Source organism: Streptomyces sp. NPDC020917 (genome assembly GCF_044333795.1).
Lineage (GTDB): Bacteria > Actinomycetota > Actinomycetes > Streptomycetales > Streptomycetaceae > Actinacidiphila.
In genome coordinates this window covers 25,004-41,726 of record NZ_JBIRRR010000006.1, presented here as the reverse complement: position 1 = coordinate 41,726, position 16,723 = coordinate 25,004, and the positions used below count along the sequence as shown (strand labels likewise).

Below are 16,723 nucleotides of genomic sequence, written 5' to 3'. Positions count from 1 at the left end.
GACACCCCGCGCACCCCCAACGCGGCCCTGCCGCCCGCCTGTTGGCCTGCAGGTGTGACGAAATCGGGACAACCCCGAGGGGCGGGACCGCATCTGCCTCTGTGCCCGCACCACTCACAGGGGAGTCACAGGTGACAGAGCAGGGGGAAGACCACCGCTCCGGGAAGCAGGACGGAGCGAGGGCACGCACGCTCAGGAGGGCACTGTGGGGCGCCGGCCTCGCCGTCGCGGCCACCGCCGCCATGATCGCCGTCACGCTGCCGAGGGGAGCCTCGGCGCACGGCGGCAGCACCACCGCGGGCGCCACCGCGCCGGCGGCACGGCCGGGACGGGACGGCACGGGCACCACCGCCGTGACCGAGAACGCCGCGCCGCAGGGACCGCAGACCGGGATCGGGCCTCTGACCAAGGCCGAGGTCGACCGGGCCAGGTCCCTGGCACTTCAGCACGCGCCGCGCGGCCTGCGCGCCGCCGACGGTACGCAGGGCGCGGAGTACCTCGACACCGACCTGGTGGACGCGCCGGACGCCACGGCCGGCACACCGCGCCGCGTCGAGGTGCTGTCCTACGACTACGCGCACGACCGGCTGGTGAAGCAGACCGTCAACCTCCTTACGGGGACGGTGGAGCGCACCGACACGGCGACCGGCGTCCAGCCGCCGCCGTCCGGGGACGAGACGCGGCGCGCGGCCGCGCTGCTCATCGAGGACCCGCTGGGCCGGGCGCTGCGCACCGACTTCAAGGCCGCCACGAAGGGGCAGACCCTCACGTCGCCCGGCCAGCTGCGGCTGCGCGGCATGTCCTTCAACACCGGGGAGCAGTCCGCACCGGCCGGCCTCGACAAGTGCGGGACCCACCGCTGCGTCCGGCTGTTCACACAGGTGGAGAACGGTCCCTGGATCGACACGACGGACTACGTCATCGACCTGAGCGACCACACCGTCGGCCGGATCGTCTGAGAGCGGAGACCACGGCAATCATGCGCATACCCAACGCCCGCCGCGCACTCGGCGCGACCTCGGCACTGCTGCTCCTGCCCGCCCTGTTCACCGGGGCCATGACCGGCAGCGCGGCAGCCGCCCCGCCCACGGCCCCCGCCGCGACGGAGCACACGGATTCCGCCGCCGCGCCGGCCACCTGCGGCACGGCCCGGCCGATCACCAGGAAGCTGCGCGGCGGCACCACATGGACCATGTGCTGGCGGATCAGCGGCACGAAGGGGCTGGTCCTGGAGAAGATCGCCTACCAGCCGAAAAGGGAGCCCAGGCCGATCACCGTGCTCGCCTCGGCGGCGCTCGCCCAGGTCGACGTCCCCTACGACTCGGGTTCGGTGGAGTACAACGACCTGTCGGACATCGGCTTCGGCAACACCGCCGTCGACATCGGTCCCTCCGAGTGCCCCGGCGGCGCCATCAGTTCGGCGTACATCCCCCAGCAGGAGCGGAACGTCAAGGCGCTGTGCGTCACCACCGCGCCGCACGGCTACGCCTACCGCAACGACGACTCCGACGCGCACGGCAACCCGAAGAGGTACACCGCGCAGGGCAGCGACCTCGTCGTCTTCTCGGTCTCCCAGCTGGGCTGGTACGAGTACGTGACCCAGTGGAACTTCTCCGACGACGGCACCGTCACCGCCAAGGTCGGCGCCACCGGCGACCTCTCGCCCGGCGACTACAGCGGCCAGGGCACCGGCTGGCCGATCGGCAAGGGGAACCACGACCGGGCCACCAGCCACTACCACTCCGTCTTCTGGAGGCTGGACTTCGACCTGGACGGCTCGTCCAGGGCCAAGGTCGAGCAGTACGACACCGGGAAGGCGGGACGGGGCAGCGGCGCGGCCATCCTGAAGACGACCAGGACCGCCGTCACGAAGGAACTGGCCGCCACCTCCGCGCTGCGCCGCTGGTGGCGGGTGGTGTCCACGGCGGGCCGGAACAGCGACCAGCACCCGCGGTCCTGGGAACTCGTCCAGCAGCACTCGGACCACTACGACGCCCACGCCTACACCTCGAAGGACCTGTACGTCACCCAGTACCGGGCCTGTGAGCAACTCGCCAGCGGCAACAGCGATCCCGCGTGCGCCGGCCGCGGCACGTCGGTCGACAGGTGGGTCGACGGCGAGACGCTCACCCACCCGGTGATGTGGGTCAACGTCGGCTTCCACCACATCCCGCGCGACGAGGACCAGACCCCGATGCCCATCCACTGGCAGGGCTTCCAGCTGGTGCCCCGGGACGTCACCGCGATGAGCCCGCTCACCCCTGACGCCCTCGCCGGCAACGACGGCCGGGGCCACTGACCCGTCGCCGTCCGCCCGACCCGCGCCCCGCCCGGTGTCCCCGGGCGGGGCGCGGCGTTCACCGCCGCAGGGGAAGGCGAGGGCAGGTCACAGCCGGGTGGCCGTGCGGACCAGCCCGGCGAGGGCGAGGGAGCGGCTGTGCGCGGGCCAGGCGATGTGGGTGACCACGGGCGGCGCGTCGGACAGGGGGACGGCGGCGTGCTCGGCCCACAGCCAGGCGCGGGCGGAGTCGGGGAAGACGGCCGCCGTGCGGCCGAGGGCGATCAGCTGGGCGAGTTGCGTCTGGTCGTGGATCTCGGGCCCCGGGCCGGGCGGGTACGTGCCGTTGCGGGCCCAGCGGGCGAGCGGAAGACCGGGGATGTCGCCGGCCTCCGCCACGGAAAGGCTCGTGCGCGCGGCGAGGGGGTGGCCGGCGGGCAGGACGGCGATCTGCCCCTCGGTCATCAGCTCCTCGCTGTCGAACCCGGCGAGGGAGTTGAACGGCGCGTGCATCAGCGCCACGTCGGCGCGCCCGTCGCGCAGCATCCCCTCCTGCTCGCACGTGCCGCTCGGCAGCACCTCGACCTCGGCGGCACCGGGCTCGGCCGCGTAGGCGTCGAGGAGCTTGTGCAGCAGTTCGTGGGACGCGCCGGCCTTCACCGCCAGCACGAGGCGGTCGCGTGGGCCACCCGGCCCGTCGGCGCCGCCGGCGCGCCGGGTGCGGCGGGCGGCGGCCTCGGTCGCGTCGAGGGCCGCGCGGCCCTCGTGCACGAGTGTCTCCCCGGCGCGGGTCAGGGCGACGCCGCGGCGGTTGCGGGTGAGCAGGGCGACGCCGAGCCGGCGTTCCAGCTGCTGGATCGCCCGGGACAGCGGCGGCTGGGCCATGCCGAGGCGCTCGGCGGCGCGGCCGAAGTGCAGCTCCTCGGCGACGGCCATGAAGTACCGCAGCTCGCGGGTCTCCAAGGTGTCCATGGCCCGAGCATACGTCGGTGATACCCGGCGGGTATGACAGGGCACCGGGCCGGTATTGGATGCGCCGCCCCTCCGCGGGCGACCATCGGCGGCAGGAGCGAACCGCTGCGCGCGCGGGTGAACCGCGCGGACACGCGGTGCCGTCGGCGTACGGCGCACCGGTGACGGGCCACGCTCCGCAGTACCCACCTCAGCTGAAGGACACAGGTATGAGCACACCCTCCGCGTCCCTGCCCGGCGGCACCTGGACGCTCGGCGATCTGACCGTCTCCCGCGTCGGCTACGGCGCCATGCAGCTCGCCGGCCCCGGGGTGATGGGACCGCCCGCGGACCGCGACGGCGCACTCGCCGTCCTCCGCGAGGCCGCCGGACTCGGGATCACCCATGTCGACACCGCGGGTGCGTACGGCCCGCGTGTCACCAACCGGTTGATCCGAGAAGCCCTGCACCCCTATCCCGCGTCGCTGCACATCGTGACGAAGGTCGGCGCGGTGCGCGACGAGCAGGGCGGCTGGCCCCCCGCCCGGCGGCCCGGGGAACTGCGCCGGGCCGTCCAGGAGAACCTCGAGGACCTCGGCCTCGACGCGCTCGACGTGGTCAACCTCCGCCTCGGCGACGCCCAGGGGCCCCGGCCCGGCTCGCTCGCCGAGCCCTTCGAGGCCCTCGTGGAGCTCCAACGGCAGGGCCTGATCCGGCACCTCGGCGTGAGCAACGTGACGGCGGAACAGGTCGCCGAGGCGCAGGCGATCGCGCCGATCGTGTGCGTGCAGAACCTGTACAACCTCGCCCACCGCCAGGACGACGAGCTGATCGACGACCTCGCCGCCAAGGGCATCGCCTACGTGCCCTTCTTCCCGCTCGGCGGCTTCACCCCGCTGCAGTCCACGGCGCTGTCCGCCGTGGCCGCCCGGCTGGACGCGACGCCGATGTCGGTGGCCCTGGCCTGGCTGCTGCGGCGGTCGCCCAACATCCTGCTCATTCCCGGCACTTCGTCGGTGGCGCACCTGCGGGAGAACGTCGCGGGCGCGGGACTCCCGCTGTCCGACGCGGACCTCGCCGAGCTGGACAGGATCGGCGGCTAGCACCGCGGCCCGGCCCGGCCTTCCGGCCTGCGCGGCTCAGCCGGGCGCCGCCGCGCCGGGCCGGCTCGCCGCCGCCTCGCGCAGCGGCCCGGTGAGGCGCTCGGCCATCAGCCGGTAGCCCTCCGGGCCGGGGTGCAGGCCGTCGGGCAGGAGCCCGGCGTCCCGCGCGCCCAGGACGGTGCGGCCGTCGATCACCCGGAGGTGGCGGTCGCCGAGCCGCTGGAGCGCACCGGCGACCGAGGCCACCGTGTCCCGGACGTTGGCCAGGGTCATGCCGGCGGCGTTGGGCCTGTCCTCGCGCGCCGGGGAGACGATCGGCGAGATCACCGCGAGGGGCGTCCGCGGATGCCGCTCGCGGATGGCGCCGATGAACGCGGCGACCCGCCCGGGCAGCGTCCGCGGACCGTAGCTCGCCACCCCGTAGATGTTGATGCCGAGGCACAGCGAGACGAAGTCTGCCTCGGCCTCGGCGATCGTCTGCGCGGCCACCGTGTCCATGTGGCACTGGCCGGCCACCCCCAGGCAGGTGAGGTCCCAGCCGAGGCCGCGTGCCACCAGCGCCGGCCAGGTCTCGCTCGGCCCGGGGGCGGCGTCGCAGTGGGTGAGGGAGCTGCCGTAGGTGATCCAGCGCGGCCGGGGTTCCGGTGCGGCCGGCGGGTCCAGCGTGCCGTCCAGGGTCAGCGGCCCGACGGTGATCTCGCCGAACTGCGGCAGCCACACCTCGACGTCCTTGGTCCCGGCCGGCAGACGCACCCGGTGCACGTTCGAGCCGGCGTGCTGCGGCCGCCGTGCCCACAGCACGCCGTCGACCAGGACGTCCAGCGGCGAGACCCGGTTGTCGGCCGCCGTGATCTCGAGGGTCAGCTTCCTGGCGTCGGTACGGACCGCCGCGCGCACCCCGGCCGCCATCCGGGCGATCCGGCCCAGAGCCGGGGCGAACGCGGTGTCGAGGCGGGCGGGCGGCAGGCGCCACGGCTGCCAGGCGGAACCCACCGGAGTCCACGCGACGCATCCGCGCCAGACGCCCGGCGCGTCGCCCGGCGTCACGCGCAGGCTTCGTCTGTGCTCCATGGTCCACTCTCCGATCCGTCGACATCCCGCGCGGGTTGCGCGGTGCGGGCGTGCGGGACACGGCGGTTGCGCCTACGCGGCGCTCACCCGCGGCCGGGTCGCCCGTGGTGCGGTCACCAGTTGGTGAACGCGCCGTCAGGGGTGCGCAGATGGGGCCGCTCGTCGGCCACGGCCTGGTAGCGCCGGGCTTCCTTGCGGTCGATGTCCACCCCGATGCCCGGGACCGTGCTGCGCTCGATCCGGCCCGGCAGCACGGTGGGGCGGACGGTGAACAGCTCGGCCAGGACGCCGTCCGGCTCCGTCTGGTGCTCCTGGATGGCGACGTTGGAGCAGGCCAGGTTGAGCTGGAGGGAGGAGGCGGCCGTGACCGGGCCCAGCGGGTTGTGCGTGGCGAGCCGGATGTAGTGCGTCTCGGCCATGGCGGCGATCTTCCTGGCCTCCGTCAGGCCCGCCACCACGCCCACGTCGACGCGGGCGTAGTCGATCAGCTCCTCCTCGATGAGCTGCCGGAACTCCCACTTGGAACCGAACTGCTCGCCCGCGGCCAGCGGCACCCCGGTACGCGCCCGCAGCATCCGGTAGCTGTCGGGGTTCTCGCTGCGCAGCGCGTCCTCGACGAAGTAGGGCCGGGCGGCTTCGATCTCCCGGCACAGGGTGACGGCCTCCGGCGGGTCGAGGCGGGTGTGGACGTCGAGGATCAGCTCCACGCTGTCGCCGACGGTGTCGCGGACCTGGTGGAAGAGGTCCACGGTGTCGCGCAGGCAGCGCCGGGGGTCGAGGATGCCGTCCTCGTCGTGCACGGTCGAGAACCGCAGATGGCGCCAGCCCTCGGCGACCAGCGACCGGCACCGGTCGAGGAACCGCTCGCGGTCGTGGTAGCCGTCGCCGACGTGGACGTACGCCGGCACGTGGTCCCGCACGCGGCCGCCGAGCAGTTCGTGCACCGGCACCCCGAGGGCCTTGCCGCGGATGTCCCACAACGCCACGTCCACCGCGGCGATGGCGGCGGAGAGGAAGCGGTCGGCGGGGAAGAAGCCACGCCGGAACATCACTTGCCACAAGTGCTCGATCCGCGCCGGATCCTCGCCCACGAGCAGCTCGGCCAGGTGCTCCAGGCCGCCGGCGACGGCTCTCTGCCGCGAGCGTATGCCGACCTCGCCGAGCCCGTGGATGCCCTCGTCCGTGTCCACGGCCACCAGCATCATGCTGTCGCCGTGGTCCGGGAGAGTGAGCACTTCGAGGCCGGTGATCTTCATGGGACTCCTCAGGGCCGATGGACGATGAGAACGTTCCCGAGATTCTGAGAATCGTTCGCGGAGCATCATCGCCGCACGCCGGCCGCCACGGCAAGACCCGTTCATGTTCTGCATTTTTTTCGATGCAACGCTCTTGACGCTCGCGGGAACGTTCGCAAAGCTTCGGTCCATTCGCCGCACCTTCGACCCGAGAGGCCACCACGTGGCAGTCACCATCAGGGAAGTCGCCAGCGCCGCGGGGGTCTCCGTGTCGACGGTGTCCCGCGCCTTCATCTCGCCGGACCAGGTCCAGGCGGCCACCCGGCAGCGGATCATGGAGGCGGCGGCCAAGCTCGGTTACGCGCCGAACCCGGCTGCCCGGTCGCTGCGCGGCGCCGGCACCAACTCCCTGGGGCTGATCATCCCGGACATCGCGAACCCGTTCTTCCCGCCGATCGTCAAGGCGATGCAGGCCCGCGCCCGGCGCCAGGGCTACACGGTGCTGGTCGCCGACAGCGACGAGCGGGAGGCCGACGAGCTGGAGACGATCGCGGCCGTCTCCAAGAAGGTGGACGGCCTGATCCTGTGGGCCTCGACGCTCGGCGAGGAGCGGCTGCGCGAGCTGAACAGCCAGATGCCGCTGGTGCTGGTGAACCGTCATGTGCCCGGCATCCCCGAGCTGCACATCTCGCTGGAGGCCGGGATCCACCAGGCCGCTGAGCACCTGCGGGCCTACGGCCACCGGCGCTGCGTGTTCGTCAACGCCTCGCGGGCCGAGCTCAGCCGCGGCAAGTCCATCCAGGAGTCCTTCGAGGCCCTCGACCTCTCGCTAGTCGAACTGGGCCCCTACGAGCCGCGGTTCGAGACCGGCGTGCACGCCGCGACCCTGGTCGCGGCGCACGGGGCCACGGCGGTCGTCGCCCACAACGACCTGGTGGCCCTGGGGGTCCTGCACCAGCTCGCCAAACTGGGCATCTCCGTACCCGACCAGGTCAGCGTGATCGGCATCGACGACACGCTGCTCGCCTCGGTGTCCACTCCGAGCCTGTCCACGATCCGGATCGACCCCGAGGAACTGGCCCGCCAGGCCGGCGATCTGCTGATCGACACCATCGCCGGCAAGGGCGGCGGCGGTCCGGTCTCCCTGGTCGAGGTCGGCTCGCGACTCGTTCCCCGCGCCTCCACCGGTCCTGCGCCCCGGTAGCCGGCCCGCTCCGCGTCGCACACCCCGCACGACACCCGCATCGATCCCGCACGCCCCTCTGGAGATGAAATGTTCCGTATATCCCGAAGAGTGCTCAGAGCCACGGCCATCGGAGCCATCGCCACCCTGTCGGCGACCGCGGCCACCGCGTGCTCCTCCGTCACCCCCGGCAAGTCCGGCGGCGACGGCGGGGGAAAGACCGTGCTGCGCGTGCAGGGCATGCCGCCGGGCACCGACAAGGCGGGTCTCGCCCAGTTCGACAAGCAGGTCGCGGAGTTCGAGAAGGCCAACCCCGACGTCAAGATCCAGGGCTCCACCACGGTCTTCGACCCGCTGACCTTCTCCGCCAAGCTCGCCGGCGGCAGCGTCGAGGACGTCATCAAGGTCCCGCTCACCGAGCCGCAGCGGCTGATCGCCCAGGGCCAGGTGCAGCCGATCACCGGCCGCCTGAAGGAGTGGGACCACTTCAAGGAGTTCAACCCGCAGGTGCTCAAGCCCCTGTCGGACGCCGCGGGGGGCGTGTACGGCGTCCCGCAGAACCCGTACGCGCAGGGCCTGGTCTACAACCGCGACCTCTTCAAGCAGGCAGGACTCGACCCGGACAAGCCGCCCACGACCTGGGAGGAGGTCCGCTCGGACGCGAAGCAGATCAGCTCCAGGACCGGCAAGGCGGGCTTCGTCCAGGAGTCCAAGGACAACCAGGGCGGCTGGCAGCTGACGATGCTCAGCTACGCCCACGGCGGCGACATGGAGCGTGACAGCGGCGGCACCTACACCACCGCCTTCGACTCCGCCCCCACCAAGCAGTCCCTGCAGCTGCTGAAGGACATGCGCTGGAGCGACGACTCGATGGGTCGCAACCAGCTCGTCAACCAGAACGACGTCATCAAGGCGTTCGCCGCGGGCCAGGTCGGGATGTACATGGGCAGCCCGGGCACCTACCGGCTGGCGAAGATGCAGTTCGGCATGGAGAACATCGACGCCTTCGGCATCGGGCCGATGCCCCAGTCCGGCGGCAGCGCCACGCTCATCGGCGGCGACGTCTACATGGTTCCCAAGTCGGTCGACGCCAAGCACGCCCAGGCGGCGGTCAAGTGGCTGATCTACGCCTACGCCCAGCCGCAGTACGACACCACGGCCGCCGCGCAGGCCGCCAAGGACCTGGCCGCCGACCCCAAGGCGGCGGTGGGCGTACCGACGCTGCCGGTCTTCGACGCCCAGCGGCAGACCGCGATCAACGCGGCCATCAAGCCGTACGTCAACGTCAAGCTGGAGAACTTCCAGCCCTACACCGACGGCCTGGGCAAGCTGGAGCTCAAGCCCGAGCCGCCGTTCGAGGCGCAGACCGTCTACACGGCCCTGGACTCGGTCGTCCAGTCCGTCCTCACCGAACGCAACGCCGACATCGACGCCCTGCTCTCCAAGGCCGCCAAGGAAGTCGACGCCAAGCTCGCCACCGACCAGAAGTAGCATCCGATGAGCGCACTGACGCACCCCCCGAGCACCGCCGGTGTGGAAGCCACCCCGCCCGGGGCGCGCACGAAGCGGCGCCCGTCCGGCCGCGGCACCGGTACCCGCCGGCAGCTGACCGCCTGGCTGTTCCTCGTCCCCGCGCTGGTGATCTTCGGCCTCTTCGCATGGTGGCCGATCGTCCGCGGCCTGCTGATGAGCTTCCAGCACAACGACCTCGTCAACCCCCCGACCTGGGTCGGCCTGGACAACTTCCGCGCCGTGTTCGACGATCCGCTGCTCGGCACGGCCGTCTCGAACACCGCGGTGTTCGTGGGGCTCGCCCTGCTCATCGGCTTCCCGCTGCCGATCGTCCTGGCCTCGGTGATGTCGACGGTGCGGCGCGGCGCGGGCGTCTACCGCTTCCTGGCCTACCTGCCGGTGGTCATCCCGCCGGTCGTGGCGATCCTGCTGTGGAAGTGGTTCTACGACCCGGGCGCCGGTCTGTTCAACAACGCCCTGGGCACGATCGGCCTCGGCCCCTATCCGTGGCTGGACTCCCCGCACAGCGCGATGTTCTCGCTGGTGCTGGAGTCCACCTGGGCCGGCATGGGCGGCGCGGTGCTCATCTACCTCGCCGCCATGGCCGGGATCCCCGGCGAGCTGTACGAGGCGGCCGAGATGGACGGCGCGAGCGTGTGGCGGCGCATCTGGCACGTGATGCTGCCGCAACTGCGGCCGGTCATCGGCCTGATGCTGCTGGTGCAGCTGATCGGCACGGTCCAGGTGTTCACCGAGCCGTACGTCTTCACCGGCGGCGGCCCCAACAACGCCACGCTCACCGTGCTGCTGCTGATCTTCCGATACGCCTTCCAGGACGGCGAGTACGGCCAGGCGGCCGCGCTCACCCTCCTGATGGTGCTCGTCCTCGCCGCGCTCTCCGCGGTCTATCTGCGGGCCACCCGCAGCTGGAGCAAGTCATGACGGCCTCGCCGACGTTCCTCGCCCTCGACCGGCAGCGCCCCGCCTCCCGGGCCGCGGTCCGCACCCTGCAGGCGGTCACGCTGCTGGGACTGCTGGTGGCCGGCATCGGGCCGCTGTTCTGGATGGTCAAGGGCGCGGTGTCCACGCCGACCCAGCTGACCTCGAAACCGCTCGCCCTGTGGCCGGACAACCCGCGGTTCGGCAACTTCTCCTCCGCGTACACCGATCTGGGCATCGGCCGCTCGCTGCTCAACACGGCGCTGATCGTGGGCGGTTGCTGGATCGTGCAGCTCTTCGTCTCGACCACGGCCGGGTTCGCCCTGTCCGTGCTGCGGCCGAAGTTCGGCAACGTCGTCTACGGCGCGATCCTTGCCACGATGTTCGTGCCGTACAGCGTCAACATGGTCAGCCTCTTCCTGACCGTGATCGACGTGCCGATCCTCCACCTCGACCTGGGCGACACCTACTGGGCGATCTGGCTGCCCGCGGGCACCAACGCCTTCACCGTGCTGCTCGCCAAGCAGTTCTTCGACGCCCTGCCGAGGGAGCTCTTCGACGCGGCCCGCGTCGACGGCGCGTCCACCCGCCAGTTGCTCACCCGGATCGTGCTGCCGATGAGCCGTCCGGTGCTGGCGGTGATCAGCCTGCTGTCGGTCATGCACGCGTGGAAGGACTTCGTCTGGCCGCTCGTCGCGCTCACCGACCCGGCCAAGCAGCCCATCAGCGTCACGCTCTCCCAACTCGCCAACCAGGCACCGCAGGACCAGCTGATCGCCGCGATGGTGATGGCCGTCGCGCCGCCGGTGCTGGTGTTCGTCGTCTGCCAGAAGTACATCGTCGCCGGTCTCGGCTTCACCGGCGTCAAGGGCTGAACACCCGCCCCTCCACGCTCCTTTCGCTCCTTCCTCTTCCGGGACAAGAGAAAGGCACCGCCATGTCCGGATTCCCGCGCCGCCGTTTCGTCCAGGGCGCAGCCGCGGCAAGCCTCGTCACCGCCGTCGGCACGACGACCGCCGCACACGCCGCCGAACCCGTCACCGTCTCCGCCGAGGGCATCACGCTCGTCGGCAACGCCGACGGCAGCCTGCTGATCCGGGACGGCTCGGGCGCCGACCGGGTACTGCTCCCGCACTTCATGATCAAGGACAGCCAGTACGGCCAGCAGCGCACCTTCGGCGGCACACCCGCCCTGATCACGCTTCCGGACGGGCGCCAGGCCGTGCGGATCACCTACGCCATGGGTTCCGCCGCGCCCGGCGTCACCGTCCGCGGCACCTTCAACGTCACCTCGTACAAGGCCCATCTGAAGTGGGAGGTCGGCGGCTCGGCGACGCTGCTCCCGACCGGGTTCATGTTCGCCCGCACCCTGTACGGCACCAGCGCCGCGGAGTCCTACGAGGCGCTGACCGTCTGGGAGCGCGACAGCCGCGGCGGCATCCCGTACGAGGTCGACGCGGGCCGCGCCTACACCGAGACCTGGCCGCAGACCAAGGGATCCTTCTGCCTGGCGACCAGCAACGCGAGCTACACCAACGCCACCTGGGTCCACGCCCCCGGAACCGCGACCGGCACCGGCACCGCGGTCTGCGAGGCGGACTTCGTCCTCGGGGGGCTGCGCCCGCGCGCCGCGGGAACGATCGCCGCCGGCCGGCCGCTGGGCGTGGAGGTGTGGACCGACCAGCCGTTCAACCTCTACCAGGCGGCCGGACAGCCCATGACGGTCAACACCCAGGTGGTCAACGGCGGTCCGGCGGCGAAGTCCGTGACGCTGACCTGGTCGGCGCGCGACTTCGCGGGACGGGTGGTGGGCAGCGGGAGCACGACGCAGGAACTGGCCGCCGGCTCCGGCTGGGACACCTCCTTCACCCTGCCCGCGCCGAAGCAGGGCATCGTCTTCACCGAGGTCGAGGCGGTCTCGGGCGACGACCGGGCACTGGCCCGCACCAATCTCGGCGGGCTCCCCGACTTCGACTACCGGGCCGGCGCCGACTCGATGTTCGGCCTCGCCAACTACCCCTGGCTGCTCCAGCCCAGCAGGGACGCCGTCCTCGGCCTGCTGAGGACCCTCGGCATCAAGTGGATCCGCATCGCCTACGCGGGCGCCCCCGGGATCGACACCGCCACCCTCGACGCCCACGGCATCGGCCACAACGTCGAGTTGAGCGGCATCCCGGTCGGCAGCTCCGCCGACCAGATCGCCGCGTGGGCCGACACAGCCGTGGCGAAGGCGCTCGACGCCCGCGCCGCGTACTTCGAGGTGTCGAACGAGGTCAACCAGCCCTGGATGTCCGGCCGCGGCGCCGACGCGTACGTCAGCGACGGGCTGAAGCAGGTCACCGACCGGCTGGCCGCGGCGGGCTCCTCGATGAAGGTGATGAACGCCGGACTCGGCGGCATGGACTACGTGTGGGCGGAGAACTTCCGGAACGCCGGCGGCTGGGACCTCATCGACGTCTTCGCCTTCCACCCCGGGCGCGGCAACTTCGCCCCCGACTACGCCCCGCCGCCCGAGGAGTGGACGCAAGGGTCCAGCGGCAGCTACTGGAACTTCCTCGGCGCGCTGCGCAAGGCCCGCCAGATCGTCGACGAGTACGGCGGCGGCAAGGAACTGTGGCTGACCGAGGCGTACGCACCCACCAAGCCCAACGTCTGGTGGTCCGACACCTACCGGACCGCCGCCGAGAACGTGCTGCTGCAACTCGCGCTCGCCAAGTCCGAAGGGGTGCGCGGCGTCAACTGGTACCAGCTGCACGACTCCACCATCAACCACCCGCAGGAGGCCGACCCGTCCAACGCCGAGTTCCACCACGGCCTGACCAACCGTGACACCTCCCTCAAGCCGTCCCTGCTGGCGTACGCCACGGCGGCGCGGGTGCTCGACCAGGCCACCTTCGTCCGCTGGCTGTCGTTCACCGACGACGAGGTCAGGGGACTCCTCTTCTCGACCCCCGACGGGCCGGTGTCGATCCTGTGGACCCGCAAGGACGGCTACATCCTCAACGCCGACCACGGCACCGACCCCTGGTACGCCACCCCCGAGCCGTGGGTGGACCCGTGGCCGACGAAGACCGACGTGCTGCTCACGACCGCGAAGTCCGGCGGCGCCGTCCGCGTACTGGACTGCATCGGGCAGGAGTCCGTGCTGACCGCCCAGGGCAACCATGTCAGAGTGCGTCTCGACGGCGCACCGCGGGTGTACTACGGGTTGACCGACGCGCCGGAGGGCGTCGTCCTCCCGCACGCGGCGACCGCCGCACCGATCAAGGGAGAGCAGACGGCGCGATGAGGAACGAAACAGCGACCCACGACCTGACGGTCATCGGCGGCGGACTCGCCGGGATCAACGCGGCCATAGCCGCCGCCCGGCTGGGCAGCACCGTGGCCCTGGTCAACAACCGCCCGGTACTCGGGGGCAACTCGTCCAGCGAGGTCCGCGTCTGGGTGGTCGGGGCCACCGGCCACGGAAAGAACCACTACGCCCGCGAGGGCGGCATCATGGGCGAGCTGCTGGTCGAGAACCAGTACCGCAACCCCGACGGCAACCCCTACTACTGGGACACGGTCGTGCTCGACGCGGTCCGGGCCGAACCCAACATCACCCTCTACCTCAACACCGACGTCCGCGAGGTCGAGGCCGAGGGCCCGGAGGACGAGCGCCGCATCACCTCCGTGACCGGCTGGATGATGGGCTCGGAGCGCCGTATCCGCTTCGAGTCCGCGCTCTACCTCGACTGCACCGGCGACGGCCTGATCGGCGCGCTGGCCGGCGCCCGGCACCGGATCGGCCGGGAGTCGCGGGAGGAGTACGGCGAGCCGTGGGCACCGGAGACGGCCGACGACATCACCCTCGGCTCCACGCTGCTCTTCTACACCAAGGACGTGGGCCACCCCGTCAAGTACGTCCCCCCGGCCTTCGCCAAGGACATCACCACGACGTCGATCCCCGAGCGGCGCATCATCAAGGCCGGCGACAACGGCTGCGCCTACTGGTGGATCGAGTTCGGCGGCGAGCTGGACACCGTCCACGACAACGAGCGCATCCGCGACGAGCTCTGGTCGGTGATCTACGGCATCTGGGACCACATCAAGAACTCCGGCCGGTTCGACGCCGAGACCATGACCCTGGAGTGGGTCGGATCGGTGCCGGGCAAGCGCGAGTACCGCCGCTTCCTCGGCGATCACGTCCTCACCCAGCACGACATCATCGGCCAGACGGAGTTCGCCGACCGGGTCGCCTTCGGCGGCTGGTCCATCGACCTGCACCCGCCGCAGGGCATGTACGCCACCGAGGCCGGCGCCAAGCAGCGCTACGCGGACGGCACTTACCACATCCCGTACCGGTGCCTGTACTCCGTGAACACCGCCAACCTGCTCTTCGCGGGACGCGACATCTCCGCCAGCCACGTCGCCTTCGGCTCCACCCGGGTGATGGCCACCTGCGCCACCCTCGGCCAGGCCGCCGGCACCGCCGCGGCGCTGTGCGCCGCGCACGGCGTCAGCCCGCGCGAGGTGGACGTGGCGGAGCTCCAGCGCACGCTGCTCCGCGAGGACGCGTCGGTGCTGGGCCTGGCGGCCGACGACCCGGCGGACCTGGCACGGACCGCCCGTGCCGGCGCGTCGTCGGAGCTGGCCGCGCTGTCGGTCGAGACCCCCGCCGAGCGGTGGCCGCTGACCGCGGACGCGGGCCTGCTGCTGCCGGTCGACCCGTCGCTCACCGGGCTCTCGCTCCTCGTGGACGCCGAGGCGGACACGGAGCTGGTCGTCGAGCTGTTCGACCCCGAGCTGGGGCAGAACTACGTGCCGCGGAAGCTGGTGGGCACGGCGACCGTTCCCGTCCCGGCCGGCTCCAAGCAGTGGGTCGACACCGGGCTCGACTGGACCCCGGACACCCCCCGCAACGCGTTCGTCGTCGTACGGGCCGACCCCGACCTGGCCCTGTACGCCTCCGACGCGCCCACCCCGGGGATGCTGAGCTTCACCCGGGTCCCGCTGCGCCCGCAGGACGAGGCGCCGCAACTGCTGCGCGAGTGGTCCGACGCGGGGCTGCTGCGGCGCAGCTACTGCCTGCGCACCGGGCCCACCCGCGCGTACGCGCCCGGGAAGGCGGTCGACGGATACGCCCGGCCGCACGGCGGCCCGCACATGTGGGTGTCGTCGCCCGGCGACGACGCGCCCTGGCTGCGGCTGGACTGGCCCGAGCCCGTGGAGATCGGCCGGATCGAGCTGCTGCTGGACGACGACGTGAACGAGGACCTGATCAACCTGCACCACCACAGGACCCCGTTCGACACGCTGCCGACCCTGCTGCGGGACTACCGGATCGAGTCGCTCGGCGACGACGGCAGCTGGCAGCGCGTGGCAGGCGGCACGGACAACCGCCGCCGCCGGCTGGTGCACACCACGCCCGGGCCGCTGCGCACCTCGGCGCTGCGCGTCGTCGCCGAGGCGACCAACGGGGCACCGTCCGCGCATGTCGTCGCGGTGCGCGCGTACCGGCCGGAGCAGGGCGCGTAGGAACGGGGACCGGGCGTCCGCCCGGTCGTGACGAGAGGTGTGGGATGGTCGCCAGGGTCATGGTCACCGGTGCCGCGGGGCGCATCGGGCGCGCGGTGCTCGCGCTGTGCGCCGAGGAGGGAGTCGAGGTCAACGCCCTGGTGCTGGACGACCCCGGCGACCTGCCCGCGCGCCTGGTGGTGACGGGCGACGCCGCCGACCCCGCCACCGTGCGGCAGGCGCTGGCCGGCGCGGACGCGGTGGTCCACCTCGCGGCCATCCCCACACCGCTGCGGCACCCGGCACGCGAGGTCTTCGCGGTCAACACGCTGTCCACCTTCACGGTCCTGGAGGAGGCCGGCCGCGCGGGCATCCGCCGCGCGGCGCTGGCCAGTTCGTGGGGCGTCACGGGCCTGCCCTGGACCGCGGTGGAGGACCCGCACCCTCCGTACGTCCCGGTGGACGAGGCGATGCCCTCGCAGGTCGCGGACCCGTACGGTCTGTCCAAGCAGGTCGACGAGGCGACCGCGACCGCCATGGCGCGCCGGCACTCGATGACCGTGGTGTGCCTGCGCTACCCCTACGTCGGCGGCTTCGACGAACGGCTCCGCGCGCACGCGGCGGAGGTCACCGCGGACCCGGCCAAGGGCGCCCGCGAACTGTGGACGTACCTGGAGGTCCGCGACGCGGCGCGGGCCGCGCTCGCGGCCCTGTCCGTCCGGGACCAGGGCGCCCACACGGCCTACCTGTGCGCCCCCGAGACCCTCGTCCCGCACCCGACGGAGGAGCTCCTGGCGCGCTACCATCCGGGCACCCCGCTGCGCCGCCCGATCCCCGGGCGCCAGGCGCCGGTCGATCTGTCCGCGGCGGAGCGGCTGCTGGGGTTCCGGGCGCGCCACCTGCTGTGAGGGCGGGGCGGAGGGCTCCGGCGCCGCGTGACGAAGCCGGCGGAGCG

13 protein-coding genes are annotated in these 16,723 nt (G+C 72.1%); 10 read left to right on the top strand and 3 right to left on the bottom strand.

Annotated features, from left to right (window positions below; genetic code table 11):
* The first annotated feature begins 131 nt into the window (after positions 1–131).
* Together ACH4TG_RS14875 and ACH4TG_RS14870 are read left to right on the top strand one after the other, a co-directional pair.
* On the top strand, positions 132–959 hold the full coding sequence (locus ACH4TG_RS14875) for a Tat pathway signal sequence domain protein (protein WP_398242655.1): 828 nt from the start codon (positions 132–134) through the stop codon (positions 957–959).
* A 20-nt stretch (positions 960–979) separates the two neighbouring features.
* Complete coding sequence (locus ACH4TG_RS14870) at positions 980–2,299, top strand: copper amine oxidase (RefSeq protein WP_398242654.1); 1,320 nt, start codon at positions 980–982, stop codon at positions 2,297–2,299.
* Between the two features lie 87 nt (positions 2,300–2,386).
* Here the strand turns inward: ACH4TG_RS14870 and ACH4TG_RS14865 are convergent, their stop codons facing one another.
* Complete coding sequence (locus tag ACH4TG_RS14865; protein WP_398242653.1) at positions 2,387–3,250, bottom strand: LysR family transcriptional regulator; 864 nt, start codon at positions 3,248–3,250, stop codon at positions 2,387–2,389.
* A 209-nt stretch (positions 3,251–3,459) separates the two neighbouring features.
* Here ACH4TG_RS14865 and ACH4TG_RS14860 point away from each other — a divergent pair, with 209 nt between their 5' ends.
* On the top strand, positions 3,460–4,332 hold the full coding sequence (locus ACH4TG_RS14860) for an aldo/keto reductase family oxidoreductase (RefSeq protein ID WP_398242652.1): 873 nt from the start codon (positions 3,460–3,462) through the stop codon (positions 4,330–4,332).
* Positions 4,333–4,368: 36 nt separating this feature from the next.
* On the opposite strand, the gene ACH4TG_RS14855 is transcribed toward ACH4TG_RS14860, so the two are convergent.
* The gene (locus tag ACH4TG_RS14855; RefSeq protein ID WP_398242651.1) at positions 4,369–5,403 is read right to left on the bottom strand and encodes a GDSL-type esterase/lipase family protein; all 1,035 of its coding nucleotides are present in this window, start codon (positions 5,401–5,403) and stop codon (positions 4,369–4,371) included.
* A gap of 113 nt (positions 5,404–5,516) precedes the next feature.
* Positions 5,517–6,659 carry a mandelate racemase/muconate lactonizing enzyme family protein gene (locus ACH4TG_RS14850; protein WP_398242650.1) on the bottom strand — a complete coding sequence of 381 codons (1,143 nt, stop codon included), beginning with the start codon at positions 6,657–6,659 and terminating at the stop codon, positions 5,517–5,519.
* Positions 6,660–6,861: 202 nt separating this feature from the next.
* Between ACH4TG_RS14850 and ACH4TG_RS14845 the strand changes: the two genes are divergently transcribed.
* The 7 genes from ACH4TG_RS14845 to ACH4TG_RS14815 all read left to right on the top strand — a co-directional run bounded on the left by ACH4TG_RS14845 (position 6,862) and on the right by ACH4TG_RS14815 (position 16,676).
* Entirely contained in the window at positions 6,862–7,842 is a 981-nt protein-coding gene (locus ACH4TG_RS14845; RefSeq protein ID WP_398242649.1) for a LacI family DNA-binding transcriptional regulator, read from the top strand.
* Between the two features lie 90 nt (positions 7,843–7,932).
* Positions 7,933–9,312: an ABC transporter substrate-binding protein gene (locus ACH4TG_RS14840; RefSeq protein ID WP_398242648.1), complete on the top strand. Its 1,380-nt coding sequence runs from the start codon at positions 7,933–7,935 to the stop codon at positions 9,310–9,312.
* Positions 9,313–9,318: 6 nt separating this feature from the next.
* Complete coding sequence (locus ACH4TG_RS14835) at positions 9,319–10,275, top strand: carbohydrate ABC transporter permease (RefSeq protein WP_398242647.1); 957 nt, start codon at positions 9,319–9,321, stop codon at positions 10,273–10,275.
* Complete coding sequence (locus ACH4TG_RS14830) at positions 10,272–11,147, top strand: carbohydrate ABC transporter permease (RefSeq protein WP_398242646.1); 876 nt, start codon at positions 10,272–10,274, stop codon at positions 11,145–11,147. Before ACH4TG_RS14835 ends, ACH4TG_RS14830 begins: the two co-directional genes overlap by 4 nt.
* Positions 11,148–11,209: 62 nt before the next feature.
* Complete coding sequence (locus ACH4TG_RS14825; protein WP_398242645.1) at positions 11,210–13,561, top strand: hypothetical protein; 2,352 nt, start codon at positions 11,210–11,212, stop codon at positions 13,559–13,561.
* Complete coding sequence (locus tag ACH4TG_RS14820) at positions 13,558–15,789, top strand: FAD-dependent oxidoreductase (protein ID WP_398242644.1); 2,232 nt, start codon at positions 13,558–13,560, stop codon at positions 15,787–15,789. The genes ACH4TG_RS14825 and ACH4TG_RS14820 overlap by 4 nt, the downstream gene beginning before the upstream one ends.
* Positions 15,790–15,833: 44 nt before the next feature.
* On the top strand, positions 15,834–16,676 hold the full coding sequence (locus ACH4TG_RS14815; protein ID WP_398242643.1) for an NAD-dependent epimerase/dehydratase family protein: 843 nt from the start codon (positions 15,834–15,836) through the stop codon (positions 16,674–16,676).
* Positions 16,677–16,723: the final 47 nt, after the last annotated feature.